Origin of the sequence: Spiroplasma clarkii, from assembly GCF_002795265.1 — a bacterium.
Classification (GTDB): Bacteria; Bacillota_I; Bacilli_A; order Mycoplasmatales; family Mycoplasmataceae; genus Spiroplasma_A; species Spiroplasma_A clarkii.
Genome location: NZ_CP024870.1, coordinates 547,963 through 566,346, shown reverse-complemented (window position 1 = coordinate 566,346; position 18,384 = coordinate 547,963). Strand labels below are relative to the sequence as shown.

At 33.2% G+C, this 18,384-nt stretch carries 10 protein-coding genes and 3 rRNA genes; all 13 read right to left on the bottom strand.

Annotation, left to right across the window (positions count from 1 at the left end):
• Window positions 1–3: 3 nt before the first annotated feature.
• Window positions 4–2,544 (bottom strand): endo-beta-N-acetylglucosaminidase, encoded by a 2,541-nt coding sequence (locus SCLAR_RS02500; protein ID WP_100254373.1) that lies wholly within the window; start codon window positions 2,542–2,544, stop codon window positions 4–6.
• Between the two features lie 32 nt (window positions 2,545–2,576).
• Entirely contained in the window at window positions 2,577–3,221 is a 645-nt protein-coding gene (locus tag SCLAR_RS02495; protein WP_169921839.1) for a hypothetical protein, read from the bottom strand.
• Window positions 3,222–3,554: 333 nt separating this feature from the next.
• Window positions 3,555–4,004, bottom strand: coding sequence for a hypothetical protein (locus tag SCLAR_RS02490; RefSeq protein WP_100254371.1), 450 nt, complete (start codon window positions 4,002–4,004; stop codon window positions 3,555–3,557).
• Window positions 4,005–4,577: 573 nt separating this feature from the next.
• Window positions 4,578–4,683: ribosomal RNA gene (gene rrf / locus SCLAR_RS02485) — 5S ribosomal RNA — on the bottom strand.
• A gap of 101 nt (window positions 4,684–4,784) precedes the next feature.
• Window positions 4,785–7,694, bottom strand: a 23S ribosomal RNA gene (locus tag SCLAR_RS02480).
• A gap of 309 nt (window positions 7,695–8,003) precedes the next feature.
• A 16S ribosomal RNA gene (locus SCLAR_RS02475) occupies window positions 8,004–9,523 on the bottom strand.
• Together the 16S, 23S and 5S rRNA genes form the textbook arrangement of a ribosomal RNA operon.
• Before the next feature lie 542 nt (window positions 9,524–10,065).
• Window positions 10,066–12,291: a glycosyl hydrolase 53 family protein gene (locus SCLAR_RS02465; RefSeq protein WP_100254369.1), complete on the bottom strand. Its 2,226-nt coding sequence runs from the start codon at window positions 12,289–12,291 to the stop codon at window positions 10,066–10,068.
• 22 nt (window positions 12,292–12,313) lie between these two features.
• Entirely contained in the window at window positions 12,314–12,664 is a 351-nt protein-coding gene (locus tag SCLAR_RS02460) for a hypothetical protein (protein ID WP_169921838.1), read from the bottom strand.
• 440 nt (window positions 12,665–13,104) lie between these two features.
• Complete coding sequence (locus SCLAR_RS02455; RefSeq protein ID WP_100254367.1) at window positions 13,105–13,725, bottom strand: hypothetical protein; 621 nt, start codon at window positions 13,723–13,725, stop codon at window positions 13,105–13,107.
• A 213-nt stretch (window positions 13,726–13,938) separates the two neighbouring features.
• The gene (locus SCLAR_RS07300; RefSeq protein WP_257789169.1) at window positions 13,939–14,067 is read right to left on the bottom strand and encodes a hypothetical protein; all 129 of its coding nucleotides are present in this window, start codon (window positions 14,065–14,067) and stop codon (window positions 13,939–13,941) included.
• A gap of 38 nt (window positions 14,068–14,105) precedes the next feature.
• Complete coding sequence (locus SCLAR_RS02450; RefSeq protein WP_100254366.1) at window positions 14,106–14,966, bottom strand: hypothetical protein; 861 nt, start codon at window positions 14,964–14,966, stop codon at window positions 14,106–14,108.
• A gap of 69 nt (window positions 14,967–15,035) precedes the next feature.
• Window positions 15,036–15,896, bottom strand: coding sequence for a hypothetical protein (locus tag SCLAR_RS02445; protein WP_100254365.1), 861 nt, complete (start codon window positions 15,894–15,896; stop codon window positions 15,036–15,038).
• Between the two features lie 643 nt (window positions 15,897–16,539).
• Window positions 16,540–18,384, bottom strand: a complete 1,845-nt coding sequence (locus SCLAR_RS02440; protein WP_100254364.1) for an ABC transporter ATP-binding protein — start codon at window positions 18,382–18,384, stop codon at window positions 16,540–16,542.

Sequence of the window (18,384 nt, the reverse complement as noted above, 5' to 3'; positions counted from 1 at the left end):
CTATTAAACCTCAAATTTTACTCAATCTATTGAATTACTTGCTTTATTAATGCTTTTTACATAAAATTCAGAAATTGATGCTGCAACATTTTTTATATAATAATTGTTGGCATTTGATTGACCAACCATTGTTAAGCTAGCATCTGAGTTTTTTTGATAAATTTCATAATAACTATAAATACTATCATCAATTATATGGTTAAAATTCAAACGCAGGTTCATTTGATTATTTCTTGCTACTAAATATTCACTGGTTAATTCTGGGGTAGTTGCTTTTGGTGTATTTCGAACAGAACTATCTTTCACCGCAATTTCTCCAACATTTAAAGTAAGTTTAGCAGCTTTTGCAGTAAATCCTAGTCCAATTTGAGAAATTTGACTTGATGCTTGTGCACTTATTTTCACCCAACCATTGGCAAGATTTGTCTTAGTTGGTGTAAATTTAGTCATTTCACCTGATTGGTCAGTTACATTAATTGTTAAGTTTTCTAAGTTAACTTTATCTGTGTCACCTTTAACTACCATACTAATTTCTCTTTTGGTGCTTGAATAATCTGCACCCATAATAGTTCAATTGTAAGTTGCATCCTTTGTAAAAGTTCCTTCTTGAATTTTTCCAGTAGTGTCATAACCTCCACCTAAAGCAATTGAATTTCCTTTTAAGTATGGGTTGTAATAATCATAATATCCAGAAACTCCATCAGTTTTATTTAACTGAACCCCAGCATCAGTAGCCACTTTTCATTTGTAAGTTGGTTGAGTGTCTGCAATATTTGTATTGCTTCATGGGTAGTTTGAAATTGTTGATATTGAACCATCTTTAGCTTGAGTGTTAAAAACAACTCCTTGCCCAGTTGAAAAATTGGTTACAAAGTCTGGATTTGAGTCTACCAAAGTAGTTTTTTCTGAAATTAAATTTCCAACTCCTGAAGATTTCTCCTCAAGTTGTGCATCAAGTTCAGGGTCTGGATAATAACTCACTCCAGTGTCATTATCTGAAAGAGCTTTATTTCTTCCTGTATGTAAAATGTCATCATAGTCACTAGCATAAACTAAACTGTAAATATCCTGGGTAGCTGTACGAGTGTCACCCATTTTACTTTCTGCTAAGTCATTTGGGACATGTGAAGCAAACATAGACAATGAATTTATGGCTTCTCCACTATATTTTCAGTTTCCTTTCATATAGTCTTCGTAAAATTTTTCCTGCCCAACTTTTGTTGTTAAATCATAAGGGGTATCATCAGATTGAGTCACTAAATGAGTTAGTTGTCTAAAATCTGTAGTTCCAATACGATCTTCATTTAAGTAGATTTTATCTCCAACTCAAGCCCCAGTATTTAACATGTTAAACACTTTAAAAGCATCAGCAGTTGGTTTATTATTTGCATCTAACAAACCATTTGCTTTCATAAAGGTTTGCATTTGAATTGGAAAACGATAAAAATCATTAACATAATAATTTGTGTTTTTTCAAATTTCATTTGCCTCTAGGTCTGCTGGGGTTTTTCCATCAACATCAAGTGCTAAAGTACCATGGTTTCTGTAACCATAAACTATTAAATTTTTCACAGCAGGATCTGTGCTTGCTGCAATTTTTGCTTGCATTTGTTTCATAATTTCAACAGTTTCTTTGTAATCAACAATGGTTCCATTGGGTTGTTCACCATTTGGTTCATTATTTCAAAATCATCCGTCAAAACCCATTTTTGCTGCAATATCAATTAAGACATCAGCCACTTTGTAATTTCCATTGCTATCTTTTTCAAGAAAACCTGATAGTTTTTCTTTAGTTAAACCATGATAACCATCTAAAAAGACATTTCCTAAAACTTTTGTTCCATTTAAATGACCTTTTTCAACTTGGTTTTTCCCAGGAGGAACAATAATTCCTTCATCAATAGCACCAGCCCAAGCCACCATAACATCATTATACTGATAGTTATTAAATGATCTTTCATAAGCACGGTTATTACCAATAATAGTATTTGCCATTGAAGTGTGTGGAATAATGGTGTTCATGTTCATTTCCATAATGCGGTCATCTTGACTTGAAACTCATTTTGTTTTTACTTTGCTTGCTTGTTGCAAAGGAATTCGGGCAGTATTGTATTTTGCATCTAATGAAGTGTCATAACTTCAATTAACTAATTGATTAATTCTATCATAATACTCTGCTTTTGAGACTTCAGTCACAGTTGTTTTTCCTTGACCATTTGGTAAAAATTTAGCATTTAATGGTACTCCTGTAGCTGCTTGTTTTTTAATTTCAGTTTCAATTTGAAACCCTGTATTAAAATCTGCTAAATTTAAATAACTATTTTTATTTTTAATTGTAATTTTACCAAGATCGGTTATTCCATTTGAAGGTAAAGCACTTGCACCAACTTGGTTGTAACCTTCAAAATATGGTTCTTCAGCAGTTCAATCATAATCTTTAACTTTACTTAAATCAGTTCCAAATTTTGGACTTTTGCAAGCAACAACTGCTGCAATTGGGGAAGTTAAAGAAATTACTGCTAAAAGATTCAGTATTTTTTTCATTGATTTTTCCTCTTTTCTATATTCTGTAATATTTAAAAGAGAATTGGGGGTTGGGTTGCTTTCAAAAAGGATCTAATCAAGATGATGTTTCGGGCAAATAAAAACTGTTCTTCAGTTTCAGGGTTATTATTAGATTTGAATTGATTTTCAGATTGTAAAATCAATTTTAATTCTTCATCAGCTTTTGCAAAATTTGATTTTTTATCACTAATAAAGATATCAATTTTGTATAAAATTCAACTTTGATAAGTTAGACAAAACAATTGGTAGACCATAAAAAAGGCACCTAAAAACACAATTAAAATGATAACACTTCTAAATCAATTTGAAGCTGAATTTGTAGTAGTGTAATTTAAGATCTTAAACATTCTGTAACGAAGACGATAAATTAAGATATTTCTAAATGAAATAATTATCTCTGAACCAATCAAACTGTTTTGAAGGTTAATAATGTCTTTGGGAATAATTGAAGCATAAAAAAACATTAAAAAAATAATTAAGATATTTAAAATAAACTTATTATCAGTGATAGTTTCAAAAAAGACCACTCTTTTTGAAATTATGTTATTATTTGCCTTGATTTTTTTTAAGAGACTTTTTATTAATAAAAATGAACTAACTACAGCAATTAACAAAATCAACAATGATTGTAAAAATTTTAAAGTATAATAGGTCAATGAATAATTATTGTGATTACCTCAAAAATTAGTAATTGATAGGAGAATCAAAAAAGTCAAAATGGCTAGTATTTTGATACTTAATAACAAGCTTGATCTATTTTTTTTATACCAAAAGAGCATTTACTTTTCCCCCACTCACTATCATTATTATATAAAATTTAAACTAAAAAATTTAGAGTTTTTAGAAAAAATGCCTATAATCTAAAATTTCCTTATTAATTTCTAAAATTAATCACTTAAACAACTTTTACTAGCAGATTAGAACAAAATTTTAGTTATTCTAACTACTTTAGGACCTTAATCTTGTTTTTTTAAAAAAGACATGTAAAACTAAGTTTCAATTTTTTTAATTTTTCTAGTTAAAAGACTTTGACAAAGCTGATAAAAGTCATCAATGTCATAAACTTGGTGTTGGTACTCAATATCTTCATGGAGATAACTGTACAGAACATAGGCAAATAAAGTTTCATTAATAAAATCTCGAATACTTGTGTAACATTTTAAAAGATAATTTAAAATTAGGTTTTTGTTACTAACTGGGGATGAAATAAGTTCATGATTGAGCAAACTTCTTAAACAGTCAATTTTTGACACTAGATGATCCTCTTGAGTTTTATTTAACTTCATTTTTAGTCTTGTTTCAATAAAGGTAAAAAAATTATTAGTATTAATAATTTCACTAAATCCACAAAACTCTCAATAAAATTCTATGTTATGAATTTTGGTTTTATTAATAGTTTTAGTGTATTTATTATTAAAATCAAGTAAGATTTGTTGCATTACAATCCTCCCAAATAAGTACCCTGTTTGAAACTCTACACCTTAAAATTCTACACTACTTATCTTGATTATTTAAAGTTTTTTTCAAGAAGTGCTTATAAAATACAAAAACAACCTCATTCTTAAAGATAAATCCTTTAAAATACTGGTGGTTGTTGCAGTTAATTTATTATTAGTTAAATATGAGTAAGACTATTGAACCTAAGCATGACTTGGGTACGCACGTTTAAAATCTACAAGAAGTTTTGCTTTATTTAATTTTTTACATTCAATTTTATAAATTTTATCAATTAATTTTTGATAATTACCTTTTTTAATCATTTCCCCACCTCCAATATATTTTTACCATACTTATTTGATTTATATAAAATAATTTCCAAAATAAAAAAACTTCGAAATTTGTAAAATAACTTTTAAGTTTTTGTAATTTTAACAATTTTTTTCCAAAATATTGTATAATATTTTTATACACTAATTTTTTTTGACAAAATTCCCCTAAAAATCAGCATTAAGAAGATCTTTAGAATTAAAAAATCAGCAAAAAAGCACATCAATTGATGTGCTTTTGCTTTAAACTGGCAACGTCCTATTTTTGCATGATACTATCTTCGGCGCAGCTAGCCTTGACTACTGTGTTCGGCATGGGAACAGGTATTACCCTAGCGCTATGGCCACCAGATCTTAAATTTTTTCGAGAGTTGTTGACTTGCAACAAATTGTACTCTCAAAACTGAACATTAGATAAATTTATTCTATAAGCAATTTTTTTTAGGATTCTTTTTAGAAAGACTCTCGATCTATTAGTATTGGTAAGCTGAACACATCACTGTGCTTACACACCCAACCTATCAACCATGTGGTCTACATGGGATCTTACTTCTAAAAGAATGGGAAAACTCATCTTGAAGGAGGCTTCTCGCTTAGATGCCTTCAGCGATTATCCTTTCCGCACATAGCTACCCTGCTGTGCCACTGGCGTGACAACAGGAGCACCAGGGGTGCGTCCATTCCGGTCCTCTCGTACTAGGAACAGCTCTTCTCAATTTTCCTACGCCCACAACAGATAGGGACCAAACTGTCTCACGACGTTCTGAACCCAGCTCGCGTACCGCTTTAATGGGCGAACAGCCCAACCCTTGGAACCGACTACAGCTCCAGGATGCGATGAGCCGACATCGAGGTGCCAAACCTCCCCGTCGATGTGAACTCTTGGGGGAGATAAGCCTGTTATCCCCAGAGTAACTTTTATCCGTTGAGCGACGGCCCTTCCACACGGGACCGCCGGATCACTAAGTCCTGCTTTCGCATCTGTTCGACTTGTAAGTCTCGCAGTTAAGCACCCTTATACCTTTGCGCTCTTCATACGATTTCTAACCGTATTGAGGGTACCTTTGAGCGCCTCCGTTACTTTTTAGGAGGCGACCGCCCCAGTCAAACTACCCACCAAACACTGTCCCTGACCCGGATAACGGACCTAGGTTAGAACCTCAATGTAACAAGGGTGGTATTCCAAGGGTGACTCCACAGCCACTAGCGTGACCGCTTCAAAGTCTCCCACCTATCCTCTACATGTTACACCAAGATTCAATATTAAGTTATAGTAAAGCTTCATGGGGTCTTTCCGTCTAGTTGCGGGTAACCAGCATCTTCACTGGTACTAAAATTTCACCGAGTCTATAGCCGAGACAGCGAAGGGATCATTACGCCTTTCGTGCGGGTCAGAACTTACCTGACAAGGAATTTCGCTACCTTAGGACCGTTATAGTTACGGCCGCCGTTCACCGGGGCTTCAATTCAATGCTTCACCGAAGCTAACATCTCCTCTTAACCTTCCGGCACTGGGCAGGCGTCACCCCCTATACTTCGTCTTACGACTTTGCAGAGAGCTGTGTTTTTGCTAAACAGTTGCCCCTCCCTCTTCACTGCGGCTCACCATAAGTGAGCACCCCTTCTTGCGAACGTACGGGGTCATTTTGCAGAGTTCCTTAGCTATAGTTATCTCGCTTGCCTTAGGATACTCTCCTTGACCACGTGTGTTCGTTCTAGGTACAGGCACCGCCAAAATTAACGCTAGAAGCTTTTCTTGGAAGCGTGGAATCATTGACTTCGTTACTAGCCGCAGCGTTCACTCCCCATCACACTTCAAGGTTATAGTATGCGGATTTGCCAACATACACCCCTTTGTGCTTAGACCGGCATGTCCAGCAGCCGGCATCAACTATCCTTCTCCGTCACTCCATCACTTTTGGTGGTGGTACAGGAATATCAACCTGTTGTCCATCGACTACGCCTTTCGGCCTCGCCTTAGGTCCTGACTAACTCTGGGTGGACGAACCTTGCCCAGAAAACCTTGGTCAAACGGCATAGAGGATTCTCACCTCCAAACGTTACTCATGCCGGCATAATCACTTCTAAGCGCTCCACCAGTCCTCACGGTCTGACTTCATCGCCCTTAGAACGCTCCCCTACCACTCACATTGCTGTGAATCCTAATCTTCGGTAGTATACTTAAGCCCCGGTACATTTTCGGCGCAAAGGCACTCGACTAGTGAGCTGTTACGCACTCTTTAAATGGTGGCTGCTTCTAAGCCAACATCCTAGCTGTCTGTGCACCTTCACATCCTTACACACTTAGTATACATTTTGGGACCTTAGATGTAGATCTGGGCTGTTTCCCTCACGAGCATGGACCTTATCACCCATGTTCTGACTGCCGAGTATGAAATTATGGCATTCGTAGTTTAATTCTACTCAGTACCCCTAGGTGGGGCCATCATAGATTCAGAGCTCTACCTCCATAATCCTAAACCTCGACGCTAGCCTTAAAGCTATATCGGGGAGAACTAGCTATCTCCTGGTTCGATTGGAATTTCACCCCTAGCCACAAGTCATCCGCGGTCTTTTCAACGAACGTCGGTTCGGTCCTCCATAAGGTTTTACCCTTACTTCAACCTGCTCATGGCTAGATCACCAGGTTTCGTGTCTACGACATCGTACTAAACGCCCTATTAAGGCTCGCTTTCACTACGGCTCCGTGGATTCCACTTAACCTTGCACGATATCGTAACTCGCCGGCTCTTTCTACAAAAAGCACGCCATCACCCATTAACGGGCTCTGACTTCTTGTAAGCATATGGTTTCAGGGACTATTTCACTCCCCTCTCGGGGTACTTTTCACCTTTCCCTCACGGTACTGGTTCACTATCGGTAAAATGGTAGTATTTAGGCTTACCCAGTGGTCTGGGTGGATTCCGACAGGGTTTCACGTGCCCCGCCGTACTCAGGATACTCAATCGAGATTAGTGCATTTCGCATACGGGGGTATCACCCTCTACGCCGCTGCTTCCCAACAGCTTCTGCTATACACTAATTTTGTAACTCTAACATGAGTCCTACAACCCCGGCCCGAAGACCGGTTTGGCCTGTTCCGCTTTCGCTCGCCGCTACTCACAGAATCACATTCGTTTTCTCTTCCTCTAGGTACTAAGATGTTTCAGTTCCCTAGGTTCCCTTCTCTTGACCTATGTATTCAGTCAAGGATACTATGAGATTAATCATAGTGGGTTTCCCCATTCGGACATTTCCGGATCAAAGCTTATTTCCAGCTCCCCGAAACTTTTCGCAGGTAATCACGTCCTTCATCGGCTCCATTTTCCAAGGCATTCACCATATGCCCTTACTATACTTTCTTAAAAAGAAATCCTATTGCATTATAGATAATCTATTCTATATAAAAATTTGAAATTTTAGATTTTTTCTTAGTAATTTTTTAATATTTAAATTAAGTTACTGTCATTTGTTTCAATAAATTGAAACGTAGAAAAAATAAAATGTCTTTTTTCATCTAATATTCAGTTTTCAAAGAACAATTTTTTTCAGAGATTAAGAGCAAAAAAATGCTCTAACAATCCCTGAAAACTAGATAGAACCAGAATATAATCAAAAGCTGTTTTATCGATTCGCTCAGCTTTATGTACTAATCTATAGTTAACTCCATAGAAAGGAGGTGATCCATCCGCACGTTCCCGTACGGATACCTTGTTACGACTTCACCCTAATCGCTAGTCCTACCTTGGTACGCTCTCTCCTAATGGTTAAGATACGTGCTTCTGGTATTACCAACTCTCATGGTGTGACGGGCGGTGTGTACAAGACCCGAGAACGTATTCACCGCGACGTTGCTGATTCGCGATTACTAGTGATTCCGGCTTCATGAAGTCGAGTTGCAGACTTCAATCCGAACTGAGATTGGCTTTTTGAGATTAGCTCCCCCTCGCGGGATTGCGACTCTTTGTACCAACCATTGTAGCACGTGTGTAGCCCAGGACATAAGGGGCATGATGATTTGACGTCATCCCCACCTTCCTCTAACTTACACTAGCAGTCTCATTAGAGTCCTCAACTGAATGTTAGTAACTAATAATAGGGGTTGCGCTCGTTGCGGGACTTAACCCAACACCTCACGGCACGAGCTGACGACAACCATGCACCACCTGTCTCAATGTTAGCCTCCACTACATCTCTGTAGCTTTGCACTGGATGTCAAGCCCTGGTAAGGTTCTTCGCGTTGCTTCGAATTAAACCACATGCTCCACCACTTGTGCGGGTCCCCGTCAATTCCTTTGAGTTTCACTCTTGCGAGCATACTACTCAGGCGGAGTACTTAATGCGTTAGCTGCAGCACCGACGTATGCCGACACTTAGTACTCAACGTTTACGGCGTGGACTACTAGGGTATCTAATCCTATTTGCTCCCCACGCTTTCGTGCCTCAGCGTCAATAACAGGCCAGTAGACCGCCTACGCCACTGGTGTTCCTCCATATATCTACGCATTTCACCGCTACACATGGAATTCCATCTACCTCTCCTGTATTCTAGTCAGCTAGTTTTCAAGGCGAACCGGAGTTGAGCTCCGGGCTTTAACCTCAAACTTAACTAACCGCCTACGCACCCTATACGCCCAATAAATCCGGATAACGCTTGCCACCTATGTATTACCGCGGCTGCTGGCACATAGTTAGCCGTGGCTTTCTGGTAAGGTACCGTCAAACTAAAAGCATTTCCTCTTCTAGCATTTCTTCCCTTACAACAGAGCTTTACAATCCGAAGACCGTCATCACTCACGCGGCATTGCTTCATCAGGCTTTCGCCCATTGTGAAAAATTCCCTACTGCTGCCTTCCGTAGAAGTCTGGGCCGTATCTCAGTCCCAATGTGGCCGATCAACCTCTCAGTTCGGCTACGTATCATTGCCTAGGTGAGCAATTACCTCACCTACTAGCTAATACGCCGCATCCTCATCTTCTAGCGGCCCAAACAGGCCTTTCAACGTCTTCTGATGCCATAGTGACGTCACATGCGGTATTAGCAGTCGTTTCCAACTGTTATCCCCCACTAAAAGGTAGATTAGATACGTGTTACTCACCCGTTCGCCACTGGGTGCAAGCACCCCGTTCGACTTGCATGTATTAGGCATGCCGCCAGCGTTCATCCTGAGCCAGGATCAAACTCTCATTAAAAATATTAATGCGAATGTATTGATTCTTGACTATATCTGTTTTTATGTTGTATGTTTTCTCAAAAAATTGAACTTTTTTAATTGTACAAATTTTGGTTGTTGTTCTATCTAGTTTTCAAAGATCGTTTTTAACACAAAAGTGCCATCTTTAAATATACATTAAAATTAGTCATTTTTCACTAATTTTTAAAAAAATTTTTCAATTTTTCTAGCTTTTTTAAAGATTTCATTGCGCTTGTGTCAACTCATTAATATTAGCACAAACATAATATAAAAAACAAGTACTTTTACAAAAAAAATTAATTTTTTATCTGCCAATTTGGGAGTAAAAGCATTATTTATTCTAAAACTAATCTTTGTAAAATACAAGTCCAAAACTAATTTATTTTAAATTTTTTTCACCTGCAAAAAGTTTGACAATTAAACTATTTTATGTGATTTACTTATAGTTTGTTTATTAAATCTAGCTTTAACACTACTAGGATATTGCTTTTTTAGCAAAATCAAAAAACCCAAAGGCTTTTGGGTTTTAACATAAAAATTTTAACTAGCATTAACTCTATATTTAACAGCAACTGTTTTAATGTTTCGTCAGTTTTCAATGCCATAATTATTAAAATCAACTGATTTTGTATAATAAATTAAAAGGTCATGAACTCCTGGTGTCAAAGTGTCTTGTCATGCAGTGACTGCTTGTAAAGTATCATAATTTACTGAATTATCATAGTTAATAATGTCGTAACCTGCAGGGTCAATTGCTAAATAGGCAGCATAATAGCGATTTAAGTTATTATATTTATCTCAATAAGCAATCACCCCACTGTCTTCACGAAAGACAGTGTATCAATAATCTTTTTTAAATTCTGCAGTGATTGTTGTAGTTAGTTTATCTGTAACTGTTTTAATTTGGGCCTCATGAGTTGAGTTGACCTCAGATCCAGCAAAACCTCAATTTAAACCATTGTATCAATCTTGACCTTCAACCTCAATTGTAAAGTCTTCTGTAAAATCTAGATATTCGTTTTTTAATGGTTGGACTGCAAAATAAATGGTTTTACTTTGAAAATCACTTTGATAATAGAAGTTTTTAGCACTTAATTTTAAGTCAATTGTACCAGTTTGAGCAACTTCATCATATTGTAAATTAGAGAAACTAATTTGCGATGTATAAATTGAATCATTAACTTCATTAAATTTTTTGATTAAATCTTGTTCAAGGTTAGTGCTACTGTTTAAAACAAAATAATCTTGTTTTATTCTAGCATTTAAATCTTCAGCATCTACTAAAAGATTTTTTGTGTCAACTAGCGGTGCTTTTTTAAAGATTACATCAGAATTAAAGGTTGGATAATAAAAATTAGTTTCCAAAGCATTAATGTCAATAACTTCTGTAGACTCATAAACTCTTTTATAGGCTTTTACAGCTTTTAAAATTGGTAAAACTTGACCGTCAAAATTAAACCAACCTCGATTTCACCAACTATTACCAGTTAAAAAACTTGCTTGTTTTTCAAGATCTTCAGGTTCGGCATACTTAATTCCAGCAGGAGTAGCTCAACCAGTTTTCCCCCCCATTAATCAAGCCGGCTCTCATCAATAAAACCCTGTTTTTGCATTAGGTAATGCCTTACTAGTAGTTTCCATAAGTGAAGTTAATAATTTGGTATGCATTTGGTTACTAGTGTGATATTCTTTTTCATATTCTTTGTTTTGTGAACCTGTGATGTCACCAGTATAATCAGATTCACCTCAAGTATAAGGTGTGGCTGCTTCTGAAACAAAAGAATTTAAGTTAAATTTGGCTTTTAATTTTTTCATTAAATTAAAAAGTTTAACATTATTACCATTTCAATTTTGATAATGAGTAATACCCACTTCTTCTACTCAACTAACACAGCCTCCAGCATACAAGTAGTCATGAACAATACTTACAAACCGATCAACTGAGGGCGTGCCATCAATGTGAATTGCTGCAATAACATCTTGGGTTGTAGTTTCTTTTGCAGAAACATAGCTTTCAAACTCTTTTAAACCTCGAGCTGCTGCATTTAAAAACCCTGAAGTTCTAATGAAACTTTCTTTTGAACTAGAACTGTCTGCTTGTTCCCTTCAAAATGATCCATAAGTAATTTCATTACCTAGTTGCACTATTTTTGGAACTAGTTTTGTTTCATCATAAAACTTTTTCAATGCATTATATGTGTATGTTTGGGCTGCATTTCTCACTTGACTATCTGATAGATTTTGTCAAGCTTTAGGTAGATATTGTTTTGCTGGATCTGCTCAAAAATCTGAATAATGAAAATCTAATAAAAAATCTGTAAAACCAAATTTTTTGGCTTGATTGGCAATTCAAATGTTGGTCTCAATATCATTGTGACCACCCCCATATGAGTTACCTTCAGCATCATATGGGTCATTTCAAACTCTCAAGCGTAATGAATTAACTCCATTATTTGCCAATATTTCAAACAAATTCTTGTTTATTCCATCATAGTTTGTGTAGATTTCTTGATCTGTGGCAGTTAAATCTAAGTAATTTTTATATTTTCCTTCATTATAAGTTGCTTGTTCAATAACCTCAGCATATGAAGAAATATCTGCACCCTTGATAAAATCTGGGTTCTTGATTTCTACCTTTTCAAAGTTTTTGTTGTATCATTCACTTTCATTTTCAATTAAAAGTGCTGTAATTAGAGCAGCAGTTGCCCCAAAAACTATTAAACCAAGTAAGGTGATTGGTAAAATTAATTTTGTTCTAGTTTTCATATTTTATTCCCCTTCTTAACAATTAGTTCTGGTTTTGTGAAAATAAAAGAACTTTGTTATATTTTTTAGAACCATTTTTAGTGGTTTTTTTGTAATTTGCAATTAAAATTGCTGGTAAACTAAGTAAACTGCATAAGCAAATAATACCAATTAGACCAGTTAAAACAGTTGAAAAGATAAAGACATTATCTCTTCAAGTGATAGCTTTAGTTGTTGTAAAGTAAAATAACCCTTTGAAAATATCTCAAAAATCAAAAGTGACTGTAATTAAACCTGTAAATAAAAATAGCGTCAAACCACTTTTAAAAGATCAGGAGATAATTTTTTTATAGTCTGCAAAAATTTTTTTCTCATCACATCTTTGCAAAAACATATCCATTGGGATTGTTATAAAAAAGTAAAGATGGTATAAAATAAAAAAGTATTTAACCCTATTTTGGGTAAACATCCTAACTCAAAAACAAACAAAGCTTATAAATTGAATCAAGATTGTAATTTTAAATACTAGTTGGATGTTAAAAATTAGATTAAAAAGATTAGTTTCTTTGAATTGAATCAGCATATTAAAAAATAGTAAATATACCGTAGTTATTATTATCAAAACAAAATGAGTGAGTAATGCACTTAATCATAAATTTTTTGCTGTTTTTTCCATATAATTAATCCTTTGTTGATGATTTTTTAGTTAAAATTAATTTTTTTAACACCTTTATATTGTATAGTAATTCTTTTAAAATAACAAATTACTGTTGGTTGTGGGATTTTACCATTGTTATCAAAACAAAAAAGGACCAAAGCCCCATTATTTATCTCTTAATCAGTTTTATTATTAATTACAGCTTTTGTAACTTCTGCTGCTGCCATATAATTTACCAATAAAAGGTTAATTGGTTTTGAGTCAACTCTTTCTCAATTTGTAGATAAAAGATTACTAAAGGCACTAATGCTTTCATTACTTGTTATGTACTTAGGTCCTCTAAAAGTTCCTGTAAAACCTTTTGAGTCATAATCAATTCAATAAGCATTTTTAACTGGTTGAAATGGTTGAATTTTTTCTTCATCTGCTCTAGTTAACTTCATTTCACTTATATCTGGGATTTGATTTGGTGACCAAGAAAAATTCCCATGTTGATATTTAATGTTCAAAGTTTGTTCAATTCATTGTAAAACTTGATCTTTTGTCATATCAATTCCAGAGACATTGTACTTATCTGTTTGAGTACCATTTTCAAGTTCTTTTCTTATAACACTTTCATAATATGACAATGCATCATTTTGATTTTCAAACTCAATATTTTGTTCACCATTGAAATTGTTGACCATAGTAACTTTTTTTATGTCTTGGAAAGTATCAATTGCTTCACTTTTATCTGTATAAGCAACTCCATCATTTCCTTGATAAATATTTATAAGTTTTTCACCAGAGTTGGTCACAACATCATCAGATAATTGATTTGAAGTGTCAATGATGTAATCATTGACATTTTTATATGTTTTTTCTTCAACAATTTTGTTTTTTGTTGCAATATCTTCTGCAATTGCTTTTAAACCATTAACTGCATAAGCTTTTGAGTCATATAAATAAAAATCATTTTGTGTTTCTTTTGGATTATACTCTAGATTGTTAGTGATGTATTCATCTAATTCTTATTTGGTGTTGAACCTTCTACCATCAAATTCATAATGAAATGAATTATTGGTATGTGGGACAACAATCATTACAACAGTAACAATAGTTGCAGAAAGTGCTAAAAAGATTGCTGCCGTAAAAGCCATTATTCTTTTTCTTGTTTTAAAAAATCATTGCATACTTACTAATAACCTCAGTCAATAAATTCTTTTTCTATAAAAATTTCAGGGCTTGATTCTAAGAATAATTTTGCTTTAATTTTATAGTACTTAACACCACCAATTTCTTTATAATCTTGGCAATCTAATATTTTTACATTAATATTGTTCAATAATGAATCAATTTCACTATCAGCTTCCATTCTGCCATAATATGCATTTGTTAAATACTCAACTTTAGAAGTTGGATTATCTTGTAATTCTTCTAGTTCACTTTGTGAAAATAATGCAAAATTTGGTGCTCCTCAGGCTGTATATCTTTCTTCATCCTCAGTTCTACTTGTATTTATTTCAGTTGGATTATTTCTAAAGAAATATCTAGTAAAATAGGCATTGAAAATTTCTTCTAATAATTCAGTTCCTGTCATTTTGTTGGTTTGTTTAAAATTTAATGTGAAGTTTAATGTGTCATTCTTTTTTTCATCCTTTTGTGATGTTGTTCTGAATGGCATTGAAATTCTGATTGTTATCATTTCATTAGTCTTAAAAATAATTGAATTATCATCAAATGAACCTGTTAGAAAGGCAAAGTCATTATTTGTATAATTATTGCTAAGTTCTTTGTACAAAGTTTCAATAGCAATTTTTCTTAAAAAAATACTAGTAACTGATGTTCAGTCATCAAATTTGTTTCCATCATTAAAAACATATGCTCCTGTGTAATTTACTGTAGGGTCATTGTCAAAAAACTCATCAAATATTTCTTGTGTCAAAACTGGCTTTTCTTCATTATTGGGATTTTCTACTGGATCTGTACAAGCCACCACATTTAGTGCTCCAATCTGTGAAAAACAGATCACACCAAATAAAGTTAATAATTTTTTCATTTTTTACTCCTCCTTTTGAGTTTTAATTTGTTTTAAATATTAAAATGTTTATATAAAAATACTGCATACTTATTCATAACCTCTGTCAATAAATTCTTTTTCTATAAAAAATTCAGGGTTTGATTTTAAGAATAATTTTGCTTTAATTTTATAGTATTTAATACTATCAACTACTTTATGATTGTGTAAATCCAATATTTTTACATCTATATCTTGTAGTAATGAATTTGTTTTTCTATCTTCATTCATTCTTTCAAAATATGCATTTGTTAAATAATTAATTTTAGAAATTTGATCAGGATATGATTCTAGTTCACTTTGTGAGAATGCTGAATATGTTGGTCCCCCTCAAGCTGTATAATCTTCTTCATACTTGTTTCGACTAGTATTTATTTCAGTTGGATTATTTCTAAAAAAATATAAAGTAAAATAGGAATTAAAAATTTCTTCTAGTAATTCAATTCCAGTCATATTGTTGGTTTGTTTAAAATTAAATGTAAAACTTAAGGTTCTATTCATATATTCATCCTTTTGTGATGTGGTTCTACAAGGTGTTGAGGTTTTGATTGTAACCATTTCATTGGTTTTAAAAATAATTGAACTGTCATTAAATGAACCTGTTACAAATGCAAAATCATTGTTTGTATACTTATCACTAAAATCTTTATACAAAGTTGCAACTGCCAACTTTGATAGAAAAGTACCTGAGACTGTCAGTCAATCACCAATTTCGTCTCCATTATTAAACACATATGCCCCTGTGTAATTTACTGTGGGGTCATTGTCAAAAAACTCATCAAATATTTCTTGTGTCAAAACTGGCTTTTCCTCATTATCAGGATTTTCTACTGGATCTGTACAAGCCACCACATTTAGTGCTCCAATTTGTGAAAAACAGATCACACCAAATAAAATTAATAATTTTTTCATTTTTTTACTCCTCCTTTTGAGTTTTAATTTGTTTTAAATATTTAAAATTTTAAAAATTTAAAGTATCCACACATTTTGTTTATATTTACTAAATTTATTTTTTGCCGTAATTTATTATAGTAAGCAATAATTTTATGGATATGAATTCTCTTCTTATTTAGATAAGCAAAAAAATGAATTATTTCCTGTTATCACCAAATACAAAGAACTATCTGCACAATATTTTTAGTGAAGATCATCATTAAATAATTTAAGGACTAAAATTTTTATATTATTTTAAATATTTGCATCTATTTTAAGAAAATATATACTAAAAAAACTAATATTAATAGTGTTTCTTAAAAGTGCACAAGTTTAATCAGTTAGGTTGAAAACTTAGGTTAAAGAGAATGATTGTTTACAAGAAGTGTCAGTATAACAATGAAACAATTATTACTTTTAACTATTTATTAATTTTTACCTGCTACACTTATATAATAATATAGTTTTTAGAAATTATTAATCTTTTTTAAAACATTTCCTTAATATAATAGATTACCATTTATAAAACCTCTGTTTTCCAATATGGTTTATTAAATTCTTTATTTAACTAACAAAAATATCAAATTTTAGTTTAAAAAATTTTGCAAAATAAAAATCACAATTAAATTGTGATTTTATCAGCTTTCATTAAACCAGCTTCATAAAGGTTTTTAAAATGACCAGGTTGATTTCTTAGTTCATCAAAAGCTCCCACTTGAACAACTCCTTGACCAGGAGCTAGTACAATAATTTGGTCACAATTTTTGATAGTACTTAATCTGTGTGCAATTGAAACACTGGTTCTTCCCACCATTAGTTTTTCTAACTCGGCTTGAACTTCTTTTTCAACAATGTTGTCAAGAGCACTAGTGGCTTCATCTAAAATTAAAACTTGAGGATCTTTTAAGAACATACGAGCAATTACAAGTCTTTGTTTTTGCCCTCCACTTAACATAAAACCACGTTCTCCCAAAATTGTGTCATATTGATGTGGTCAAGACATAATTAAGTCATGTAAATTAACTTTTTTTGCTGCTGCAATAATTTCTTCATCAGTTTTTCAGGGAGTTGTATACTTAATATTGTCTTTAACAGTACCAAAAATAATTTGGGGTTCTTGTTCTACATAACCCACTAAGTCTAAATAAGACTTTAATTTCACGTCTTTTAAGTTAGTATCACCATTAATTAATATTTGTCCCTCAGTTGGGTCATAAAATCTTAATAAGAGTTTAGAAATGGTTGATTTACCACTTCCAGTTTCACCAACAAAAGCATAGCTTTTACCTTTTTTAAAAGTAAAGTTAAATGCTGGTAAGACAGTTTTACTTGGATCTTCTGGATATTTAAAAACAATATCTTTAAGGATAATATCTTGATCTAAACTTGTTACAATTTTTGCAGCATCATTGTAGTAATGAGCATCAAAACGAGGTTCAGAGTCAATGATTTGATAAAGTCTTTTTGTACACTCATCACACATAAAGAATCCAAAAATTAATCTTAAAACTTGGTAGATTGGTGAAGTCATTGACCCTAATCCAGACATAAAAGCAGTAGTAATAATCAACAGTTTATCTGGACGATCATGATAAAACCCATATGCTGAACTTAAAATCAACAGTTGCATTCCCATAACAGCAATAAAACCACTTGTAATCACTAAACTTAGTCTTCTAAAAAAGGCTTTTACTGTTTGAAAGAATTCAACATGAATATCTCTAAATCTTTGCTTTTCATAAACTTCAGTACCACTAGCTTTTATTAATCTAATAGTGGCAATTCTATCAGTAATATCCCCATTCACATAAGTTATGGTAGTTCTTAATTGTACAATTCATTTTTTAATTCTTGAAAAGAATAAAAACATTGATGATAACCCTAAAGTTACAAATGACATTGCAATTAATCCAAGTCTTCAGTCAATTGAAATTAACACAATTGAAGAACCAACAAAGTTAAAGATTGCTAGTAGTATCAAGGTAGGAATATTTTGAGTTTGTTCACCAATAATTCAGGTGTCAGTCCCAATTTTTGTTAAAATTTCCCCAATTTTTTTATTTGAATAATAAGAAATATCTTGTAAAATAAGTGCTTTTAAAGTTTCATTTCTCAAATATGTTTCAATCCTTTTACCCAATGTTCCCACTGAGAAATTTAAAGCAAAGAAACAAAATCCTAATAAAACAAATAAACAAACTTGAAAAATAATTCAGTGTTGTAAACTAAAATCTCAAACAATAAATGTGGTAGTTCCCCCAGTTTGAATACATGTCATCAACTGACGCATTACCAAAGGTGCTGAAACTCCAATGGTTGAAGTTAACATTGCAAAAAATAAAATGGTAAAGGCGAATAAAGGATGTTTTTTAAAATAACGAAAGAGCATCCTTACATAACCACGGTTTTTTCTTTCAGCTTCAATTTTTTTAGTAATTTCTGATTTTGCTAATTGTTCAAATGCCAT